The organism is Serratia sp. JSRIV004 (assembly GCF_019968705.1).
Classification (GTDB): domain Bacteria; phylum Pseudomonadota; class Gammaproteobacteria; order Enterobacterales; family Enterobacteriaceae; genus Chania; species Chania fonticola_B.
The window spans coordinates 1005669-1027221 of sequence record NZ_CP074140.1 but is presented as its reverse complement, the minus strand read 5'-3'; the positions used below and the strand labels follow the sequence as shown (position 1 = coordinate 1027221).

The window sequence follows — 21553 nt, the reverse complement described above, 5'->3', positions numbered from 1 at the left end:
GTTGGTAAGCTAAACGTATGGGCGAAGGATTGTCCGGCGCGGGCCAGGGGGAGTCAATCGTTGAATTGTATGTAGATTTAGCCAATCCGGCCAGTGATAGACAATTACTGTATAAAAACCCATACTATAAACACCTATAGAACATCGATGATCAGGAACTAGTGACATCTCTACAGCAGGGTTTCTTACTCACTCGCCATTGGCGTGATACGCCCGCCGGTACCGAAGTTGAGTTCTGGCTGGCAACCGATAGCGGGCCACAACGGCTACGGCTGGCCCCACAGACCTCCGTGGCATTCATTCCCGCCGAACAGCGTCAGCGGGCCGAGTTGCTGCTGCGTGAAGAGCGTCATGTCGAGCTGAAACCCCTGCCGCTGCAGGATTTCCATTCCCGTCCGGTGATGGGCCTTTATTGCCGCCAGCACCGTCAGTTGATCAAGCTGGAAAAGCTGCTCAAGGAGGGAGGCGTCAACGTGTTTGAGGCCGATATCCGCCCGCCGGAACGCTATCTGATGGAGCGCTTTATCACCGCCCCGGTGTGGTTCAACGGCCAACCCGACGGTCATGGCCTGTGGCTCAACGGCCAGATGAAGCCAGCCCCAGACTACCGCCCCACTCTAAAGCTGGTATCACTGGATATCGAAACCACCGCCCATGGCGAGCTTTACTCCATCGCGCTGGAAGGCTGTGGCCAGCGCCAAGTGTATATGCTCGGCCCTGCCAACGGCGGCACTGAGGCGCTGGATTTCGAGCTGGAATACTGCAACAGCCGCCCACAGCTGCTGGAACGCCTGAATCAATGGCTGGAGCAGCACGATCCAGACGCCATTATCGGCTGGAACCTGGTGCAGTTCGATCTGCGGGTACTGCAAAAACACGCCGAGCGGTATCAGATCCCCCTGCGCTTTGGCCGTGGCGGTAACCTGTTGGAGTGGCGCGAGCATGGCTTTAAGCAAAACCACTTCTTCGCCTCGGCCTCCGGGCGATTGATTATCGACGGTATCGAGGCGCTGAAGTCGGCCACCTGGAACTTCCCGTCCTTCAGCCTGGAATATGTGGCGCAAACGCTGCTTGGGGAAGGAAAATCGATCGACAATCCTTACCAGCGGATGGCGGAAATAGACCGCCGTTTTGCCGAAGATAAACCCGCTCTTGCCCGCTATAACCTGAAAGACTGCGAGCTGGTGACGCGCATTTTCGCCAAAACCGAACTGTTGACCTTCCTGCTTGAGCGCGCCACCGTGACCGGCCTGGCGGCCGATCGCAGCGGCGGTTCGGTGGCGGCCTTCAACCACCTTTATATCCCGCGCATGCATCGTCAGGGCTATGTGGCCCCCAACCTTGGGGAGTTGCCGGAAGAGCACAGCCCCGGCGGCTTTGTGATGGATTCACAGCCCGGCCTATATGATTCGGTGCTGGTACTGGATTACAAAAGCCTGTATCCGTCGATCATCCGCACCTTCCTGATCGATCCCGTCGGGCTGGTAGAAGGCATGCAGCACCCGGATGATGAAAACTCGGTGCCGGGTTTTCGCCAGGCTCGTTTCTCCCGCACCAAACACTGCCTTCCCGAGATTGTACGCCAGATCTGGCAGGGGCGCGAAGCGGCCAAACGCCACAACAACAAGCCGCTGTCGCAGGCGCTCAAGATCATCATGAATGCCTTCTACGGCGTGCTGGGATCGAGCGGCTGTCGCTTCTTCGATCCCCGGCTGGCTTCTTCGATCACCCTGCGCGGCCATGAGATCATGCGCCAGACGCGAGAGTTGATCGAAGCTAAAGGTTACCAGGTGATCTACGGCGATACGGACTCGACCTTTGTCTGGCTGAAAAAGGCCCACAGTGAACAGCAGGCCGCCGAGATTGGCCGCGAGCTGCTCGATCACGTCAATCAATGGTGGCATCAGCATCTACAACAGCAATATGGGCTGGAAAATGCGCTGGAGCTGGAGTTTGAAACCCACTATTCCCGCTTTTTAATGCCCACCATCCGCGGTGCCGAGCAGGGCAGCAAAAAACGCTACGCCGGGTTGATCAGCAAACCGGACGGCAGTGAAGAGATGGTGTATAAAGGGTTGGAAACGGTACGCACAGACTGGACCCCGCTGGCGCAGCAGTTTCAGCAGCAGCTCTATCAACGCATCTTCAAGCGCCAGCCCTATCAAGACTTTGTGCGCGATTACGTGGCCAAAACGCTGAACGGCGAATTTGACGACCGGCTGGTGTACCGCAAACGCCTGCGGCGCAAGCTGGACGACTATCAACGCAATGTCCCACCACACGCCCGAGCAGCCCGCCTGGCCGATGACTATAATCGTCAACAGGGGCGGCCGCTGCAATATCAGAACGGTGGCTGGATCAGTTATGTAATGACGCTAGCCGGGCCAGAGCCGTTGGAAACCCGGCAATCCGCGATCGATTACGATCATTATCTCGAACGCCAGCTGCAACCGGTGGCAGACGCTATACTTCCTTTCCTGTACGACGATTTTTCGGCGTTGGTAACCAGGCAGATAGGCCTGTTCTGAGCGGTCAAAGCTGGGGGTAATCCCCCCCCATGGGGAAACCCTTTCTTTTTACTGGTGTTAGTCGGCATTTGGGAAGATAAAATCATCGGGTTTTACAGGTGACGAATGCGCCGCCTTCCATTACCATAGCGCCCTTCCCAAATTCTGAACCACTATTCACAACATCGTTGTCGCCATGCCGTCACCAGACGTCTGGCGTAACAGGCTATTACCCGCTAAATGAAAATAAAGCTCGCCAACCGGTAACAACGCGGTGGCAGGCAAGATGCCGGGAATAGCAAGCAGTTGAAACAGGTTACCCAGGGCTTATCTGCCGGGTAGCAAGACTTACTTAATAAGAATCGAGCCGACAAACTATGCCTTTTACACTTGGTCAACGCTGGATCAGCGATACGGAAAGCGAATTGGGACTGGGAACCGTGGTAGCACTTGACGTGCGCATGGTCACCCTGCTTTTCCCCGCAACCGGTGAAAACCGCCTCTATGCCAGAAACGACTCGCCAATCACCCGCGTGATGTTTAACCCGGGCGACACCATCAGCAACCACGAAGGCTGGCAGTTGCAGGTGGAGGAAGTCAAAGAGGATAACGGCCTGTTGACCTATATCGGCACGCGTCTGGACACCCAGGAAAGCGGCGTCGCTATGCGTGAAGTGCTGCTGGACAGCAAGCTGACCTTCAGTAAACCGCAAGACCGCCTGTTTGCCGGTCAGATTGACCGCATGGATCGCTTTGCGCTACGTTTCCGCGCCCGCAAATACCAGAGCGAGCAGTATCGCCTGCCGTTCGCTGGCCTGCGTGGTATGCGCGCCAGCCTGATCCCGCACCAATTGCATATCGCCTACGAGGTCGGCCAGCGCCATGCACCGCGCGTTCTGTTGGCCGATGAAGTGGGCCTGGGTAAAACCATCGAAGCCGGGATGATTATTCATCAGCAACTGCTGGCTGGCCGCGCCGAACGCGTGCTGATCGTGGTACCGGAAACCCTGCAACATCAGTGGCTGGTTGAAATGATGCGTCGCTTCAACCTCTATTTCTCACTGTTTGACGATAGCCGCTATTCCGAAGCGATGCTCGACAGCAGCAACCCGTTCGAAACCGAACAGTTAGTGATCTGCTCGCTGGATTTCGTGCGTCGCAACAAACAGCGCCTTGAGCAGTTGGCCGATGCCCACTGGGATCTGCTGGTGGTAGACGAAGCTCATCATCTGGCCTGGAGCGAAGACGCGCCGAGCCGTGAATATCAGGTGATTGAACAGTTGGCGGAGCACATCCCGGGCGTACTGTTGCTGACGGCAACTCCGGAGCAGCTTGGCCAGCAAAGCCACTTTGCCCGCTTGCGCCTGCTGGATCCCAGCCGTTTCCATGACTATCAGGAGTTTGTCACCGACCAGCAGAAATACCGTCCGGTAGCCGATGCGGTGACGCTGCTGCTGAGCGGCGAGCGTCTGGCAGATGACAAGTTGAACCTGCTGGGTGAGCTGATCGACGAGCAGGACATTGAGCCACTGCTGAAAGCGGCCAACAGCGATACCGACAACAGCGAACAGGCGCGCCAGGAACTGGTCACCATGCTGATGGATCGCCACGGCACCAGCCGCGTGCTGTTCCGTAACACCCGTAACGGCGTAAAAGGCTTCCCACGCCGTCACCTGCACCAGATCAAACTGCCGTTGCCAACGCAATATCAGACGGCGATCAAGGTGTCCGGCATCATGAGCGCCAAGAAAACCGTCGAAGCCCGCGCCCGCGACATGCTCTACCCAGAACAGATTTATCAGGAGTTCGAAGGGGAGAATGCGACCTGGTGGAACTTCGATCCGCGCGTTGAGTGGCTGCTGGATTATCTGGTCGCCAACCGTCATGAGAAAGTGCTGGTGATTTGCGCCCAGGCCGCGACCGCTCTGCAACTGGAGCAGGTGCTGCGCGAGCGCGAAGCGATCCGCGCCGCCGTGTTCCACGAAGGGCTGAGCATTATCGAACGCGATCGCGCCGCCGCCTACTTCGCTTCACAGGAAGAAGGCGCGCAGGTACTACTGTGCTCCGAAATCGGTTCGGAAGGGCGTAACTTCCAGTTTGCCAGCCAGATGGTGATGTTCGATCTGCCGTTCAACCCGGATCTGCTGGAACAGCGTATTGGCCGTCTGGATCGTATTGGCCAGATGCACGATATCCAGATCATGGTGCCGTACCTGGAAAACACCGCTCAGGCCGTGCTGGGCCGCTGGTTCCATGAAGGGCTGGATGCCTTCGAGCACACCTGCCCTACCGGCCGGCCGATTTATGACAGCTGCTATGAGCAACTGATTGGCTACCTGGCCGCCCCTACCGAGCAGGAAGGTCTGGACGAGTTTATCCATACCTGTAACCAGCAGCACAAACAGTTGAAAACGCAGCTGGAACAGGGCCGTGACCGTCTGCTGGAAATGCACTCCAACGGCGGTGACAAAGCACAGGCGCTGGCGGAAGCCATTGCGGCACAGGACAACGACGTTAACCTGGTGAGCTTTGCACTCAACCTGTTCGATATCGTCGGTATCAATCAGGAAGACCGCAGCGACAACCTGATCGTCCTGACCCCGTCCGACCATATGCTGGTACCGGACTTCCCTGGGCTACCGCAAGATGGCTGCACCGTGACGTTTGATCGCGAGCAGGCACTGTCGCGTGAAGATGCCCAGTTTGTCAGTTGGGAACACCCGATTATCCGCAACGGGCTGGATCTGATCCTCTCCGGCGACACCGGGAGCTGTGCGGTTTCTCTGTTGAAAAACAAGGCACTGCCGGTGGGCACCCTGCTGGTCGAACTGGTGTATGTGGTTGAGGCCCAGGCCCCTAAACACCTGCAGTTGACCCGCTTCCTACCGCCAACGCCGATCCGCATGTTGATGGATCGCAAGGGAACCAACCTGGCGGCACAGGTCGAGTTCGAAAGCTTTAACCGCCAACTGAACGCGGTCAATCGCCACACCTCCAGCAAGCTGGTCAATGCGGTGCAGCAAGAAGTGCACGTGATGCTGCAACAGGCAGAAAGCCTGGTGGAAGAACAGGCCCGCGCCCTGATCGAACAGGCTAAGCAAGAGGCCGATGACAAGCTGAGTACCGAGCTGGCACGTCTGGAAGCCCTGAAAGCGGTTAACCCGAATATCCGTGATGACGAAGTCGAAGCGCTGGAGTTCAACCGCAAGCAGGTGCTGATTAACCTCAACGAAGCGGGATGGCGGCTGGATGCTATTCGCCTGGTAGTAGTGACGCACCAGTGATCCACACAACGGGGAGCCAAGGCTCCCCGGTTTGCCCTTCTCAGCGGAGCTAACATGGAACCTTACAATCCCCCGCAAGATCCGATGCACGTGCTGTATCAGGATGAGCACATCATCGTGGTCAACAAACCTAGCGGACTGCTTTCCGTGCCTGGCCGTGCTCCGGAGAACAAGGACAGCCTGATGACGCGTATCCAGGCAGACTTTCCGGCGGCAGAATCCGTGCATCGCCTGGATATGGCGACCAGCGGGGTGATCGTGGTGGCATTGAACAAGGCCGCCGAGCGTGAGCTAAAACGCCAGTTCCGCGAGCGCGAGCCGAAAAAATGCTATATCGCCCGCGTGTGGGGGCATATGGCACAGGATGAAGGGTTGGTGGATTTACCGCTGATTTGCGACTGGCCGAACCGGCCCTTGCAGAAAGTGTGTTTCGAAACCGGCAAGGCTGCGCAGACCGAATATGTGGTGCTTTCCCGGGACCCGGATGGCAGCACGCGGGTCAAGCTGCTGCCCATCACCGGGCGCTCACACCAATTGCGCGTTCATATGCTGGCATTGGGTCACCCCATTCTCGGCGATGGCTTCTACGCCCCGCCAGAGGCCAAGGCGATGGCACCGCGCCTGCAACTGCACGCACAAGAGTTGCGTATCACCCATCCCGCGTTCCAGACACCGATGCATTTTCGCGTAGAGCCGGATTTCTAAGTTTTTAAGGGCGCCGCACACGGCGCCCTTAACGACAACTACTTAAAGCCCTTCTCGCGTTTGATCAGGTCGTAGGCGGCCTGGATCTCCTGCGCTTTCTGTTTCGCCATCTCCATCATTTCCGGCGGCAACCCCTTGGCGACCAACTTATCCGGGTGATGCTCGCCCATCAGCTTACGATAGGCACGCTTGATGGTGGTGGCATCGTCGCTGCTGTTCACGCCCAGCACTTTGCAGGCATCTTCCAGCGTCGGGCCACGTTGCGCCTGCTGGTAGCCGCCCTGGGAGTATCCCCCTTGCTGCCCCTGCCAACTGCCGCCGCCAAACTGACGCCCTCCTTCGATCATACTGAGGAACTGATCGAACTGAGCGCGGGAAATGCCCAGCTCTTCGGCGATCACATACAGCACCTGGCGTTCATTCGGATGCAATGAACCGTCGGCAAACGCGGCCTGGATTTGAATTTCCAGAAACATCCGAATCAGATCAAAGCGACCAAAACAGATGCTGCGCAACTGCTGCAAGGTTTCACGCAGCGGGAACTGGCTGTGCTTGCCTTCGCGGAACGCTTGCTGCGCCGCGGTACGGGCTTCGCCATGCAGCTGCAGGCGGTCCATAAACAGGCTGGCTATCTGGATATCGGCTTCGGTCACCCGCCCTTTCGATTTGGTCAGATGCCCCATAACCTGAAAGGTAGTGCGAAAAAATAACGTCTGCCGCGTTTGCTGGTCGGTAAAAAAGCCCCGGCTGCGCTTGTTATTACGTGCGGTGTCGATCATATGGCCAACGATCAACCCCAGCACGACACCCCAGAATCCGCCGCCAGCCCAAATGGCGACAATCACTCCGAGCAGTTTTCCCCAATACTGCATATACTCCCCAACTATCAAACCGTAATAAGCCGTGTATCCCTATCGGTACGAGCAAGGGTTAAGGCGATTTTTTCCAAGAATTCGATTATCATACCTGTCATTTATCTCTGCGCCTAACGACGACGCAATCGAACGGCAGGATTTAACACTAGCGCAACGCTGATGAGTGATATAGTCTCTGACCGTTTGCCGGACATGACGCCTCTGATGACGGAACACCAATACCGCGTATGAAAAAAAGTTTCCCAACACTGCTGGCCACGTTGATTTGGACGGCAATTTATAGTCAGCACGCGCTGGCAGATCTGGCCGAGCAATGTATGCTCGGCGTGCCTGTTTACGATAAACCGTTGATCAGCGGCGACCCCAACAGCCTGCCGGTCACCATCATTTCCGATGATTCAGAAGCCAACTATCCGAACAACGCACTGTTCACTGGCAACGTCAACGTCGAACAGGGCAACAGCACCCTGACGGCGAAGCAGGTTGAGCTGAAGCAGACGCAAAAAGATGGGCTACCGGATCCGATCCGTACCGTTACCGCCACCGGTGACGTGAACTACGCAGATAATCAGATCAAACTGAAAGGCCCTAAAGCCTGGTCAAACCTGAACACCAAAGATACCGACGTCTATCAGGGCGACTATCAGATGGTAGGTCGCCAAGGGCGTGGTGACGCCGACAAGATGAAGATGCGCGGCCAAAACCGCTACACCATCCTGGAAAACGGTACCTTCACCTCTTGCCTGCCTGGCGATAACAGTTGGAGCGTAGTGGGCTCCGAAGTGATCCTCGATCGCGAAGAAGAAGTGGCCGAAGTGTGGAACGCCCGCTTCAAGATTGGCAAGGTGCCGGTGTTCTACAGCCCCTATTTGCAGCTGCCAGTGGGCAATAAACGCCGCTCCGGCTTCCTGATCCCCAATGCCAAATATGGCAGTAATAACGGCTTCGAGTTCATGCTGCCGTATTACTGGAACATTGCGCCAAACTTTGATGCCACCATCACCCCGCATTACATGACGAATCGTGGCCTGCAGTGGCAGAACGAATTCCGTTATCTGCTGCAACCGGGTCTGGGCACCATGGCCTTCGACTGGCTGCCAAGCGATAGGCAGTTCGAAAAAGACCATGGGGATGTCGACGACAGTAAGCGTTGGCTGTTCTACTGGGGCCATAACGGCGTAATGAATCAGGTGTGGCGTTTCAACGTCGACTACACCAAGGTCAGCGACCCTTATTACTTCACCGATCTGGACTCCAAATACGGCTCCACCACCGATGGCTACGCCACGCAGAAATTCAGCGTCGGTTATGCCGATGAGAACTGGGATGCTACGTTGGCTTCCAAGCAGTTCCAGATCTTCAGCGGGGTGGGCAACCAAAACGCCTACCGTGCACAGCCGCAGTTGGATCTCAACTACTATAAATCGGATATTGGCCCGTTTGATTTCCACACCTACGCCCAGGTTGCCAACTTTACCAGCGTCAACCCAAATAACCCGAAAGCCACTCGTTGGCATGTAGCACCGGCGATCAATCTGCCGTTGGCCAACAGTTGGGGTAGCCTGAATACCGAAGCCAAACTGATGGCGACGCATTTCCAGCAGACCATCCCGAACGGTTTTGCCGCCGACTATGCCAGCCGTAACCCGGGGAGCCCGGTTCCCGATCTGGAAGATTCGGTCAACCGCGTACTGCCGCAGTTCAAGACCGACGGCAAAGTGGTGTTCGAACGCCCAATGGATTGGTCAGAAGGTTTTACCCAAACCATTGAGCCGCGTATGCAGTACCTGTACGTGCCTTATCGCGACCAAAGCAACATCTATACCTATGACTCAACCCTGCTGCAAACCGACTACTCAGGCCTGTTCCGCGACCGTTCCTACAGCGGCCTTGATCGTGTCGCCTCGCAGAACCGCGTAGCAGCCGGTGTCACCTCGCGTATTTATGATGACGCACTGGTTGAACGTTTTAACGTATCCGTAGGTCAAATCTACTACCTCAGTCGCTCGCGGACCGGGGATCAAAGTAGCAACTTTGATAATAGCGATGATACCGGCAGCGTCGTCTGGGCTGGTGACACCTATTGGAAGATTGACGATCGCTGGGGCCTGCGCGGTGGTGTGCAATACGACACCCGTCTCGATAGCGTCGCGTTAGGCGACGCGGTTGTGGAATATCGTCAGGATCAGAATCGCATGGTGCAGTTGAACTATCGTTATGCCAGCCCGGAATATATTTCGGCAACCCTGCCGGATATCAGCAACCCGGGCTATCAGGACGGTATTTCACAGGTCGGTATGGTGGCCAGTTGGCCGATTGCCGATCGTTGGGCGGTGGTCGGGGCGTATTACTACGATACCCGTGCGAAACAAACCGCCAACCAATTGGTCGGCCTGCGTTATAACACCTGCTGCTGGGCGGTTAACGTGGGTTATGAGCGCAAGATCACCGATTGGGACAACGGCAATCAGGTCAGCAAGTACGATAACAAAGTTTCATTCAACGTCGAGCTGCGCGGCTTGAGCAGCGATCACAGCCTTGGCACCAATGAAATGCTACGCTCGGGTATTCTGCCTTACCAGCGCGCATTCTGATATTGATTAACGAATTGAAAAAAAACAACTTTCACCCGCATTTGCGGAAACAGATAACGGGAAATGTATGAAGAACTGGAGAACGCTTCTTCTCGGATTGGTGGTTTGTGCCAATACCGCGTTCGCAGCACCGCAACAAATGGATAAAGTCGCCGCCGTCGTCGATAACGGCGTAGTCCTCGAGAGCGACGTGAACGGCCTGATGCAATCGGTGAAACTCAACGCACAGCAGGCTGGCCAGCAATTGCCAGACGACAATACGTTGCGTCACCAGATCCTTGAACGTCTGATTATGGATAACATCCTGCTGCAGATGGCGCAAAAAATGGGGATCACCGTCAGCGATGCCGATCTGGACAAGGCGATCGGCAACATCGCCGCCCAGAACAAGATGAGTCTGGATCAACTGCGTAGCCGCTTGGCGTATGAAGGTCTGAACTACAACACTTACCGTGCGCAGATCCGCAAGGAAATGCTGACCTCGGAAGTGCGTAACAACGAAGTGCGTCGCCGTGTCACCATCCTGCCGCAGGAAGTTGACGCGTTGGCCAAACAGGTCGGCGCACAGAACGGCGGTGAAACCGACATCAACATCAGCCACATCCTGATCCCGCTGCCAGAAAACCCATCGCAGAAGCAGGTTGATGAAGCCGAAGCGCTGGCAAAACGCCTGGCGGGTGAAGCGACCGGCGGTGCCGATTTCGGCAAACTGGCGATCACCTACTCTGCCGACTCACAGGCGCTGAAAGGCGGCCAGATGGGTTGGGGTAAACTGCAGGAAATGCCAACGCTTTTTGCTGAACGTCTGTCCAGTGCCAAAAAAGGCGACGTGGTTGGCCCAATCCGCTCCGGCGTCGGCTTCCATATCCTGAAGGTCAACGATATCCGTGGCGGTACCCAGTCGATTTCCGTGACCGAAGTGCATGCCCGTCATATCCTGCTGAAACCTTCAGTGGTGATGACCGACGATCAGGCACGCGCCAAGCTGCAAGAAGTGGCAGCGGCCATCAAGAGCGGCAAAGCGAAGTTTGAAGACGAAGCCAAACAGCTGTCACAAGATCCAGGCTCTGCCCTACAGGGCGGCGATCTGGGTTGGGCTTCGCCAGACATGTACGATCCTGCCTTCCGCGATGCGCTGCTGAAGCTGCAAAAAGGCCAGGTCAGCGAGCCGGTACACTCTTCCTTTGGCTGGCATCTGATCCAGTTGATGGATACCCGCCAGGTGGATAAAACCGATGCGGCGCAGAAAGATCGTGCCTACCGCATGCTGTTTAACCGCAAGTTCGCCGAAGAAGCGCAAACCTGGATGCAGGAACAACGTGCCGCTGCTTACGTGAAGATCCTCGATGGAAGCAATGCACCACAATAACCGTATCGTCATCACCCCCGGCGAGCCTGCCGGGGTTGGGCCGGATTTGGTCACCGTACTGGCACAACAGGATTGGCCTGTTGAGCTGGTGGTGTGCGCCGATCCGGCCTTGTTGCTTGAGCGCGCCCGCCAGCTGGCGTTACCGCTCACGCTGCGCGACTACCAGCCAGGCCAGGCTGCACAGCCCCAGCGTGCCGGGACATTAACGGTATTGCCCGTTGCAGCCCCGGAGGCCGTGGTCGCTGGTGAACTTAACGTCGCCAACAGCGCCTATGTGGTCGAGACTCTGGCACGCGCCTGTGACGGTTGCCTGAACGGTGAGTTCGCCGCGCTGGTTACTGGCCCGGTCAACAAAAGCATCATCAACGACGCTGGCGTCGCCTTTACCGGCCATACTGAGTTCTTTGCCGATCGCAGTCATTGTGAACGGGTGGTGATGATGCTGGCTACCGAGGAACTGCGCGTCGCTCTGGCAACGACCCATCTGCCGTTACTTGCAGTCCCGGGCGCCATTACCCAACAGAGCCTGTTCGAAGTGATCACCATTCTCGATCGGGATCTGAAAAACCAGTTTGGCATCCCACACCCGCTGATTTACGTCTGTGGGCTAAACCCACACGCGGGGGAAGGCGGCCATATGGGCCGTGAAGAGCTGGATGTGATTATTCCGGCTTTGGACGAGCTGCGCAGCCGCGGTATCCAGCTGATTGGCCCGCTCCCGGCGGATACGCTGTTCCAGCCCAAATATCTGCAACATGCAGATGCGGTGCTGGCGATGTATCACGATCAGGGCTTGCCTGTACTAAAATACCAGGGGTTTGGTCGAGCGGTGAATATCACCCTCGGTTTGCCTTTTATCCGTACCTCGGTCGACCATGGTACCGCGTTGGAACTGGCTGGCAGCGGCACTGCCGATGCAGGCAGCTTCAAAACGGCCTTGGCTCTCGCCATTAAAATGATAATTAACAGCAATGAATAATAGAGTCCACCAAGGGCACTTTGCCCGCAAACGTTTTGGACAGAACTTTTTAACCGATCAGTTTGTCATCGATAGCATTGTCTCAGCCATTCACCCACAGCCGGGCGAAGCGGTAGTCGAAATCGGCCCAGGCCTGGGAGCCTTGACCGAGCCGGTTGGCGCACGGATGGACCGCATGACGGTCATTGAACTTGACCGCGATCTGGCGGCTCGCCTGGCCAATCACCCACAGCTAAAAGACAAGCTGACCATTCATCAGCAAGATGCCATGACGGTGAACTTCGCCGAGCTGGCAGCCGTAGAAGGCCAATCGTTGCGCGTGTTCGGCAACCTGCCGTATAACATTTCGACGCCGCTGATGTTCCACCTTTTCAGCTATACTTCCGCTATCCGCGACATGCATTTTATGCTGCAAAAGGAGGTGGTCAACCGTCTGGTTGCCGGCCCAAACAGCAAGGCATACGGGCGTTTGACCGTGATGGCGCAGTATTATTGTAACGTTATTCCGGTGTTGGAAGTGCCGCCGACAGCGTTCGCACCGCCGCCTAAAGTCGATTCTGCCGTGGTTCGTCTGGTACCACATCTGGTGATGCCCAATATTGTCGGCGATGTGCGCATGCTCAGCCGTGTGACCACCCAGGCATTTAACCAACGCAGAAAAACCATCCGCAACAGCCTGGGCGATCTTTTCACCCCGGAACAGTTGACGGAACTCGGCGTCGATCCGACGCTCAGAGCAGAGAATATTTCTGTAGCGCAGTACTGTAAGCTGGCTAACTGGCTTTCACAACAGCAGGCGCAGCAGCAATAAAGGAGCAGTTGTCATGATTGATTCGCCCCGTGTATGTGTGCAGGTACAGAGTGTGTATGTGGAATCACAATCGATTCCTGAGGAAGAACGTTACGTCTTCGCGTATACCGTTACCATCCGTAATCTGGGGCGCTTTGACGTGCAACTGCTGGGCCGTTACTGGCTGATCACCAACAGCAACGGCCGCCAAACCGAGGTTCAGGGCGAGGGGGTGATCGGTGAACAGCCCATTATCCGGCCCGGCAGCGAGTTCCAATATACCAGCGGTGCGATACTCGAAACCCCGCTGGGCACCATGGAAGGCCACTATGAAATGGTTGATCAGCAGGGTCAGCCATTCCGTACCGCCATTCCGGTGTTCCGTTTAGCCATCCCTACGCTGATCCACTAATATGTCGACATATCTTATCGGCGACGTTCATGGCTGTTTCGATGAACTGCAGTCGCTATTAGCTCAGGTTGATTTCGATCCCCTGCAAGACCAACTGTGGCTGACTGGCGACCTGGTCGCCCGTGGCCCTGGCTCGCTCGAAGTGCTGCGCTACCTCCGCTCTCTCGGCCCGGCATTGCGCATGGTTCTGGGTAACCATGACCTGCACCTGCTGGCGGTGTTCGCCGGTATCAGCCGTAACAAACCCAAAGACCGCATTACCCCCTTGCTCGAAGCACCTGATGCTGACGAGTTGATCAACTGGCTGCGTCGCCAACCAGTGCTACAGGTGGATGATGAACGCAAACTGATCATGGGCCACGCCGGCATTACCCCACAGTGGGATATCGAGACCGCACAGATGTGTGCCCGTGAAGTGGAAGCGGTACTCAGCAGCGACAGTTATCCGTTATTTCTGGATGCGATGTACGGCGATATGCCCAACAACTGGAGCCCAGAGCTGAGTGGGCTTGCACGCCTACGCTTTAGCACCAATGCCTTGACCCGCATGCGCTATTGCTTCCCTAACGGCCAGTTGGACATGATCTGCAAAGATGCGCCGGGCAGCGCTCCCGCTCCGCTGAAACCCTGGTTTGATCTGCCGCGTCTGGTCGACCCCGAGTACAGTATCATCTTCGGTCACTGGGCTTCACTGGAAGGCAGAGGCACGCCGGAAGGCATCATCGGTCTGGATACCGGCTGCTGTTGGGGTGGGGATTTGACCCTGCTACGTTGGGAAGACAAGCGCTACTTTACCCAGCCAAGCAACCGCCGTGATGCGATAGACGGCGCGGATACGCTGGCGGCTTCTTAAAACGACAATGGGCACCCAAGGGTGCCCATTTGATAGCTAACCCGCCTTAGCGGCGTTCCAAAATCTCAAAACAGTAACCGTGCGAGTTCAGTGCGTCCGCATCGTGGAAGGCGCTGAATGAGGTTTCCCATTCGTCTGGCTCGTAATCCGGGAAGTAGGTATCTCCGCCTACTTCAGCATCGATATGCGTCAGATACATTCGGGAAGCCCGTGGCAGGAACTGGCTATAAATGCTGCCACCGCCCATCACCATCACTTCCTCCACCTCGCCAGCCGCAGCCAAAGCCTCCTCCAGCGAAGTTACCCAGGTCACGCCAGGTTCTTTACCCGGCTGGCTGCTTAATACGATATTATGACGGCCCGGCAAGGGACGGCCAATCGACTCAAAGGTCTTACGGCCCATAATCACCGGTTTGTTTAGCGTGTTACGTTTAAACCACGCCAAATCCTCCGGCAGGTGCCACGGCATGGCATTTTCCATACCAATAACGCGATCCGCCGCCAAAGCAGCAATCAGGCTGATAATCATTGTTTAACCCTGTATAGGCAGCAAAATTGCTCACACTATACGTAAAGCCCCGGCCACCGTCGATAGACGAATCGAGCGATACTCATATATCGGACGGCTCTGAAGATAAACTCTAATAATCCCAGATCCTTAGAAAAATCCCTAAACGCCGGGACGTTTACGATACAGCCACAGACCCGGTACCGACAGGCCGATCGACAAGGCTCCCACGATAAAACAGGCTTTGAGGAAGTTGGAGATCATCACCGACATCAGGGCTTCGCTGTAGCCCAAATGCGAAATCTCCACCACGCTGATCATCGCAGTATAGGCTGAAATACCGGGGAACATCGGGATCACCGCCGCAACGGTAAATACCTTGGGATGCGCCAGCAGCCAGCGTGACCAGTAAATGCCGATGATGCCGATCAGAATGGCTGCCAGGAACGAGCCCCACTCGATATTCATGCCGAAATGCATCAGCAGCATCCGCGATCCGTGCCCCAACGCCCCGAGCAAGGCACAATAGCGCAACGCTCGTACCGGCACATTGAACACCATGGCAAAGCCGAGCGCAGGTACCGCCGCCAACAGCATGTCCTGTAACAGCGCCCACAGCAGGCTCATGACCACCCCCGCAAATCCCACAGTGACATCGCCATCACCACGCCGATGCAGGTTGCCAACGTCAGCAAACTGGCCATCGCCCAGCGGGCCAGACCGGTATTCACGTGGCCTTTAAACATATCGGCTACCGCGTTGATCAGCGGGAAACCAGGCACCAGCAACAGCACGCTGGCCGCCATCGCCACGCTGGAGGTCTGGTGGAAAAACGGCACACGCAACAGCAGGCCGGAGACCGACGTAGCTACAAAGGCCGTCAGGCAAAAGTTGATCAGCGGATTCATATGGCGAGCGGTCAGCATCTGGCGCACAAACATCGCCAGGCCGCTGGCCATAAAGGTGACCGCAAAAGCATCTGGCCCACCGCCGTTAAGCATGCTGAAACAGCCACAGGACAACCCCACCATCAGCACCACCAGCCAACGCGGGTAGCGTAGCGGGCGGATCTTTTCAAAGCGCCGAGCCACGTCATGGACGTCGGCCAAATGGTGTTCCGCCAGGATCACAATGTGCTGGACCTCGGTCACCATTTGCATGTTGATCCCGCGATCGACGTTCTTCCGCGTGGTGGTCAGGCAGGCTTCATTGCTGATGGTGGTCAGCACCACGGCGTTAGCCGAGATGGAGCTTTCTACACTATCCATGCCAAGCGCCAGACCCAGGCGAGTCGAGAGTTGTTCCACCACCATGCTTTCCGCCCCGTGCTGTAGCAGCAGCAACGCACACTGAATACACAGACGGGTGATTTCACGCTGTTGCTGGTTTACACCGGGTAGCTCTGCGGTTAATTCCTTTTTCATATCGCTCAATCACTTCCTCTTAATGAAGCCCCATCATATAACCAGAGATTAGTGTAATAGGTTGATGCACGTCAGGAGGAGTGGCGTTATTATCAGCAGAATTAGGCCTTTTTCAGAGACTCGCTCATGCTTGAAACCTCATTGTTTGTCGCCGGTATTGCCACACTCGGCATGCTTTCCCCCGGGCCAGACTTTTTTCTGGTGATTAAAAATGCGGCGCGCTATCCGCGCCTGGCAGCAATGATGACCGCGTTCGGCGTGATCTGCGGCGTGGCAACTCATATGTCTTACTGTGTCGCGGGCCTGGCGGTGGTGATCACCACCACGCCGTGGTTATTCAACGTGCTGAAATACGCCGGTGCGGTGTACCTGATCTGGGTTGGCATTCAAGCCCTGTTATCACGCGGGGGCAGCAAGATGAGCGTCAGCAGCCTGCCTCAACAGCAGGTCAGCCTGAAAAGCGCCTTTGTACAAGGGTACCTGTGTAATCTGCTCAACCCGAAAGCCACGCTGTTCTTCCTGGCGGTGTTTACCCAGGTACTGCAAATCAACTCCGGCCTGGGTGAAAAGCTGTGGTACGCCGGAATTATTTTCGGCCTTTCCGCCGTTTGGTGGCCGGTGCTGGTGTTTTTGATCCAAAGCGGACCGGTGCGCCGTGGGCTGGAAAAGACCCAGAAGGTGGTCGATAAGCTGTTGGGCGGGATGTTAATCGCCTTGGGTATCAAAGTCGCGCTGAGCTGAAAAATCGGCGAGGGTAAAACCCTCGCCAAGCTATTACCCTTTCGCCTCTACGACCTCTTCCTCCGGTGCTTTGCCATCAATACTGCCGCGCCAGCCGTTTTGCTGCACGTGAGATAGGCGCTTCTGATCTTGCTCGATGGCCGAAGACAGCATTTCTTTAGCCCGTTGCAGGCTGGCGACCCGGAACTCGGTGTCTTCGTAGTTCTCCAACGTATCCTCCAGCATCTTCAGGTTATAACGCCGGAAGGTATCCGCCTTTTCACGGGCTTCGTAGGCGTCCAGCCCCAGCAGCTCGAGAGTTTCTCTGCCGATCAGCAACGAGCTTTCAAAGGTTTCCCGTGCGGGTTTCTCCACCCCTAACTGCCGCAGTTGATACCAGTGATCCACATCGCGGGCACGCGCCACCACTTTCAGGTGCGGGAAATGGCGTTTGACCAACGCCGTCAGTTGCAGGTTGGCTTCCACATCGTCGATGGCGTTAATCAGGATTTTGGCATGTTCTGCCCCCGCGGCTTCCAACAGATCGGCTCGCGTCGCATCGCCATAGAACACCTTGGTACCAAATTTGCGCAGCGTTTCGATATGGTCCGGATCGTGATCCAACACCACGGTATGCACGCCGTTAGCCAGCAGCATACGGCCGGCGATCTGGCCAAAACGGCCAAAACCGGCGATGATCACGCTGGCATTCTCTTCGTCGATCACGTCTGCCGGGCGTTCGTCCTGTGGGGCATTCTTGGCCAGGCGAGCGGCAACCACCAGCAGCAATGGCGTAGCGGCCATCGAAAGTGCAACGGCCAACGTCAGCGATTTAGCCCATTCGAGCGGTAATACACCGGCCATCTGTGCCGCAGCAAAGATCACAAAGGCAAACTCACTGCCCTGCCCCAGCAAAATGGCGAACAGCCCGCGCTGACGCTTGGGTACCCCAAGCATCGGCGCAACCAGCCACAGCAGTGCCGCCTTCAGCAACATAAAGCCCAGCAACAGCGAGGCGATCAGCAACGGATGATGGAACAGCGTGCCAAAGTCGATCGACATCCCCACGCCGATAAAGAACAGCCCAAGCAGCAGGCCTTTAAATGGCTGAATATCGCTTTCCAGCGCATGGCGGTATTCGGAACTGGCCAGCAACACGCCAGCCAGAAAGGCTCCCATCGCCATCGATAGCCCAGCCATCTCCAGCAGAATGCCAAAGCCAAACACCAGGAACAGCGCCACGGCGCTAAAGACTTCACGCATGCCGGAACGCGCCACAAAGTGCAGCAAGGGCCGGGTCACATAGCGCCCCAGTAACACCACGACCGCCAGCGCCCCCACCACCTTGGCGGCAGAAAACACAAAGGCACCCAGCGTGGTAGCCGCACCGCTGCTGGCTAGCAGTGGGATCATCGCCACCAAGGGAATGGCGGCAATATCCTGGAACAACAGCACCGCAAACGAACTGCGGCCAATGGGTGAAGGCGTCAGGTTACGCTCACTCATCGCCTGCATGGCGATCGCCGTAGAGGAGAGAGCCAGCGTCAAGCCAATCAGCAAGGCGACCTGCCAATTCAGGCCGAGGAAATAGCAGAAGGCGCTCAGCACCAGACCGCATCCCACCATCTGGATGCTCCCACCGCCAAAGACCGCTGCCCGCAGCGTCCACAACCGCCGGGGATCCAGCTCCAGCCCGATAATAAACAGCATCAATACCACGCCGATTTCGGCAAAGGTCAGTATCGACTCGGGATCGGAAACCAGTTTCAACCCCCAGGGGCCAATGACACAGCCCGCAATCAGGTAGCCAAGTACCGATCCCAATCCCAGGCGTACGGCAATCGGCACCAACAGTCCGGCCGATCCCAGATAGATCAGCCCTTCAATCATCATCGAGTGGTTATCCATGCACGGACTCCTGCTCTGCTGCTGGATCACTGTGTTCCATCAGATACTGCACCAGCCGCTGGCGATAGGCTTCTCCAGCGGCGATCAAGGCCGGTTCGTTACAGGTAAAGGTGTTGTGCACGGCAAAATACGGTTGCCACTTCATACCGCAGTAAATCGCTGTGGCCTGCAGCGGCTGGCCCAGTGCGGCAAAGTTGGGGTAATCGCCCAACGCGAAATGCTGCTCATCTCCGCCGCTGGTGACCGCCCATAGGCAGTCTTTCCCCACCAGGGCGTTGCCCTCGTGGCCATAGGCCCAGCCATGCTCCAGCACTTTGTCGATCCACAGTTTCAGCAACGGCGGCAGGCTATACCACTGCATCGGATGCTGTAAAACCACCATATCGGCCCGTTCCAACGCCCGCTGTTCGGCGTTGATATCGATATTAAAATCCGGATACAGTTCATACAGTGCACGAACTTCCACGCCGGGAATGTCTTTTACCGCCTGTAGCAACCGTTGGTTGGCATGAGAATGCCGAGGATAGGGATGGGCGTAAATAATCAGGATCATGCGCTTCTCGTTGTTGCGTTTCATACAACGAGTATATACCAGTCATAGTGTCGCCATTACTGGCATGAAAACTTGCTGGCCCACGATGCCCCCATCCCTGATCATCAGGATATGGGGGCGATATGGCATCACCGGCTTACGGCAGTGACTGATTCAACGTGTTGATAATCTCAAACAAACGGTCAATTTCCTGGTGGGTGTTGTAGTGCATTAATCCGATCCGCACGACACCGCCACGTTGCTCCAGACCCAGTTGGCGGACCAGCCCCAGCGCATAAAAATGCCCGTTGCCGACACAAATATTGTGTTCTCCCAGCGCCTTGGCAACCTCTTCAGGCAGCCCGTGCGCAAACGTCACGGCAAAAGTCGGGGTCCGGCGGTTGGCATCGGGCCGATCGATACCGTACAAGCGCGCCCCCTTCACTTGCCGTAGTTTTTCCAGGAAATAAGCGCTGAGCGCTTCTTCATGCTGGCTGAGTTGGCTAAAGCTGTCTTGCAAGCGCTGGCGCAACGGCGCGCCGGGTTCTCCCCACTGAGCCAGGTATTCGATCGCAGCAGTCACTCCCGCAAGCCCTTCAAAACTCTGAGTTCCCGTCTCGAAACGCCCAGGGCCAAGATCGGTGGCCGGCTCGACCTTGTAAGGACGTAACGTTTGTAACCACGGCGTAGCCAGATAGGCAATCCCGACGTGTGGGCCAAAAAACTTATACGCGGAACACAGGAGTATGTCGCAACCCAACGCCTGAACATCAATCAGACGGTGTGGAGCATAGTGCACAGCATCTACATAAACCAAAGCGCCTACCTGGTGCGCCGCCTCAACGATACGCTTTAAATCCACGATCGAACCTGTGGTATTTGACGCATAGGTAACAGCCACCAATCGGGTTTTGGCGTTAATAAGCGCACAAAGTTTATCGACGTCTAACGTACAATCCTGCTCATTAACCGGGGCCTGATGAACAACGACCTGTTTATCGGCAGCGGCCTGTTGCCAGCTCGAAACGTTCGCATAGTGATCCAGAGCGGTGACGATCACCTCATCCCCCGCTTGCCACTCCCGGCTGATAGCGCGGCTCAGTTGAAAAGTCAGTGAGGTCATGTTGGCGCCAAAGACAATATTGTCAGCCGAACCGGCATTCAAGAAGGCCCGAACAGACTCTCTGGCTTGTAACATCACTTGTTCAGTGGCTTTACTGGAAAAATAGTGTCCCCCCAGGTTGGCATTATGGTGGCCCAAATAATCGACCATCTTGTCTAACACCGTGAGCGGGACCTGTGAGCCACCGGGGCCATCAAAGAACACCACGCTTTTTCCTTGATACAGCTGACCCAGAGCGCTAAATTGCATCCGGCTTTGTTCAGGCGTAAATTTCATGCCACCCTCGCTGTCAGAACAAAAACATCCATATGCCCTTCTTTATCTGTCTCGACGGCACGGATTGGGCAGGCGTTATGCCACAACTTACTGTCTGCAATCATGGCAACTTCGCCATTTTCCAACACCTTACGGAAAAATGGCTCTTCGCGATTGCTGTTATAGAGCAGGATATCCCCGCCGACAATGTTATGCCTGTCGATACCGACTATCGCGATGTGATCAAAACCATCGCGATGGATACCTTCCGGTGCCACCTGAGTTTCAACATAGGTGGTGGTAATGCGGATTTGGTGGATCTCTATCTCCTGGTTGTCCGGTAGGTCATTGCTATTAACAAAGACCTCGCACATTTCGCGCATCCCCTCATTTTGCCAGGTCGTGGTCAAGAGCGGTTCGAATTGGCGGACGATATTGCCCTGAAAATGGTTGATATCCTCAGACTGTACAAACTCATGTTTGCCCGTCTCTACCACCAAGCCTTGCTGAAAACGCAGGACGGAATAACGCCGCAGGCGGTACTTGCCATCCGCATGCTGGGTGTGGGGAAGCGTGTTGAATGAAGGAGCCAGTTGAGCAATCCCTTCCTGGCTAAGATGGGTGATCTGCAGGATATTCTCGTGTTTGTTGAGCATGATGACACCTTATTGAACAGGCCTGTTTCACAACAGAAAATAACAGTAATCACCATTAA

The 21553-nt window shown here is 56.1% G+C and carries 18 protein-coding genes; 10 read left to right on the top strand and 8 right to left on the bottom strand.

Annotated features, from left to right (window positions below):
* Positions 1 to 161: 161 nt before the first annotated feature.
* The 3 genes from KGP21_RS04860 to rluA all read left to right on the top strand — a co-directional run bounded on the left by KGP21_RS04860 (position 162) and on the right by rluA (position 6496).
* Entirely contained in the window at positions 162 to 2528 is a 2367-nt protein-coding gene (locus tag KGP21_RS04860; protein WP_209523322.1) for a DNA polymerase II, read from the top strand.
* Between the two features lie 356 nt (positions 2529 to 2884).
* Positions 2885 to 5791 carry an RNA polymerase-associated protein RapA gene (gene rapA, locus KGP21_RS04855; RefSeq protein ID WP_021179281.1) on the top strand — a complete coding sequence of 969 codons (2907 nt, stop codon included), beginning with the start codon at positions 2885 to 2887 and terminating at the stop codon, positions 5789 to 5791.
* A gap of 54 nt (positions 5792 to 5845) precedes the next feature.
* Positions 5846 to 6496 (top strand): bifunctional tRNA pseudouridine(32) synthase/23S rRNA pseudouridine(746) synthase RluA, encoded by a 651-nt coding sequence (gene rluA / locus KGP21_RS04850; RefSeq protein WP_059199722.1) that lies wholly within the window; start codon positions 5846 to 5848, stop codon positions 6494 to 6496.
* Positions 6497 to 6534: 38 nt separating this feature from the next.
* On the opposite strand, the gene djlA is transcribed toward rluA, so the two are convergent.
* Positions 6535 to 7368: a co-chaperone DjlA gene (gene djlA / locus KGP21_RS04845; protein WP_021179279.1), complete on the bottom strand. Its 834-nt coding sequence runs from the start codon at positions 7366 to 7368 to the stop codon at positions 6535 to 6537.
* 230 nt (positions 7369 to 7598) lie between these two features.
* On the opposite strand from djlA, the gene lptD reads away from it, so the two are divergent.
* The 6 genes from lptD (at position 7599) to apaH (ending at position 14368) form a co-directional block, all read left to right on the top strand.
* Positions 7599 to 9965 (top strand): LPS assembly protein LptD, encoded by a 2367-nt coding sequence (gene lptD / locus KGP21_RS04840; RefSeq protein WP_059199721.1) that lies wholly within the window; start codon positions 7599 to 7601, stop codon positions 9963 to 9965.
* A gap of 67 nt (positions 9966 to 10032) precedes the next feature.
* Positions 10033 to 11334, top strand: coding sequence for a peptidylprolyl isomerase SurA (gene surA, locus KGP21_RS04835; RefSeq protein ID WP_094982160.1), 1302 nt, complete (start codon positions 10033 to 10035; stop codon positions 11332 to 11334).
* Positions 11321 to 12313, top strand: a complete 993-nt coding sequence (pdxA, locus tag KGP21_RS04830; protein WP_115159102.1) for a 4-hydroxythreonine-4-phosphate dehydrogenase PdxA — start codon at positions 11321 to 11323, stop codon at positions 12311 to 12313. Before surA ends, pdxA begins: the two co-directional genes overlap by 14 nt.
* On the top strand, positions 12306 to 13124 hold the full coding sequence (gene rsmA / locus KGP21_RS04825; protein WP_021179275.1) for a 16S rRNA (adenine(1518)-N(6)/adenine(1519)-N(6))-dimethyltransferase RsmA: 819 nt from the start codon (positions 12306 to 12308) through the stop codon (positions 13122 to 13124). Before pdxA ends, rsmA begins: the two co-directional genes overlap by 8 nt.
* Before the next feature lie 13 nt (positions 13125 to 13137).
* Positions 13138 to 13515 (top strand): Co2+/Mg2+ efflux protein ApaG, encoded by a 378-nt coding sequence (apaG, locus tag KGP21_RS04820; RefSeq protein WP_039995481.1) that lies wholly within the window; start codon positions 13138 to 13140, stop codon positions 13513 to 13515.
* A 1-nt stretch (position 13516) separates the two neighbouring features.
* Positions 13517 to 14368: a bis(5'-nucleosyl)-tetraphosphatase (symmetrical) ApaH gene (gene apaH, locus KGP21_RS04815; protein WP_223537411.1), complete on the top strand. Its 852-nt coding sequence runs from the start codon at positions 13517 to 13519 to the stop codon at positions 14366 to 14368.
* 46 nt (positions 14369 to 14414) lie between these two features.
* Here apaH and folA read toward each other — a convergent pair whose 3' ends face one another.
* The 3 genes from folA to KGP21_RS04800 form a co-directional block, all read right to left on the bottom strand.
* The gene (folA, locus tag KGP21_RS04810; protein ID WP_024483559.1) at positions 14415 to 14897 is read right to left on the bottom strand and encodes a type 3 dihydrofolate reductase; all 483 of its coding nucleotides are present in this window, start codon (positions 14895 to 14897) and stop codon (positions 14415 to 14417) included.
* Between the two features lie 141 nt (positions 14898 to 15038).
* Positions 15039 to 15503 (bottom strand): threonine/serine exporter, encoded by a 465-nt coding sequence (locus KGP21_RS04805; RefSeq protein WP_021179271.1) that lies wholly within the window; start codon positions 15501 to 15503, stop codon positions 15039 to 15041.
* Complete coding sequence (locus KGP21_RS04800) at positions 15500 to 16300, bottom strand: threonine/serine exporter ThrE family protein (RefSeq protein WP_039995480.1); 801 nt, start codon at positions 16298 to 16300, stop codon at positions 15500 to 15502. Before KGP21_RS04800 ends, KGP21_RS04805 begins: the two co-directional genes overlap by 4 nt.
* A gap of 126 nt (positions 16301 to 16426) precedes the next feature.
* Here KGP21_RS04800 and KGP21_RS04795 point away from each other — a divergent pair, with 126 nt between their 5' ends.
* Complete coding sequence (locus KGP21_RS04795; RefSeq protein ID WP_059199717.1) at positions 16427 to 17041, top strand: LysE family translocator; 615 nt, start codon at positions 16427 to 16429, stop codon at positions 17039 to 17041.
* A gap of 33 nt (positions 17042 to 17074) precedes the next feature.
* Here KGP21_RS04795 and kefC read toward each other — a convergent pair whose 3' ends face one another.
* From kefC to KGP21_RS04775, 4 genes are all read right to left on the bottom strand, one after another.
* Entirely contained in the window at positions 17075 to 18928 is a 1854-nt protein-coding gene (gene kefC, locus KGP21_RS04790; protein WP_021179268.1) for a glutathione-regulated potassium-efflux system protein KefC, read from the bottom strand.
* Positions 18921 to 19481, bottom strand: coding sequence for a glutathione-regulated potassium-efflux system oxidoreductase KefF (kefF, locus tag KGP21_RS04785; RefSeq protein WP_059201950.1), 561 nt, complete (start codon positions 19479 to 19481; stop codon positions 18921 to 18923). Before kefF ends, kefC begins: the two co-directional genes overlap by 8 nt.
* A 136-nt stretch (positions 19482 to 19617) precedes the next feature.
* Entirely contained in the window at positions 19618 to 20859 is a 1242-nt protein-coding gene (locus KGP21_RS04780; RefSeq protein WP_209523318.1) for a cysteine desulfurase-like protein, read from the bottom strand.
* Positions 20856 to 21494, bottom strand: a complete 639-nt coding sequence (locus KGP21_RS04775) for a 2OG-Fe dioxygenase family protein (protein ID WP_071682153.1) — start codon at positions 21492 to 21494, stop codon at positions 20856 to 20858. The genes KGP21_RS04780 and KGP21_RS04775 overlap by 4 nt, the downstream gene beginning before the upstream one ends.
* Positions 21495 to 21553: the final 59 nt, after the last annotated feature.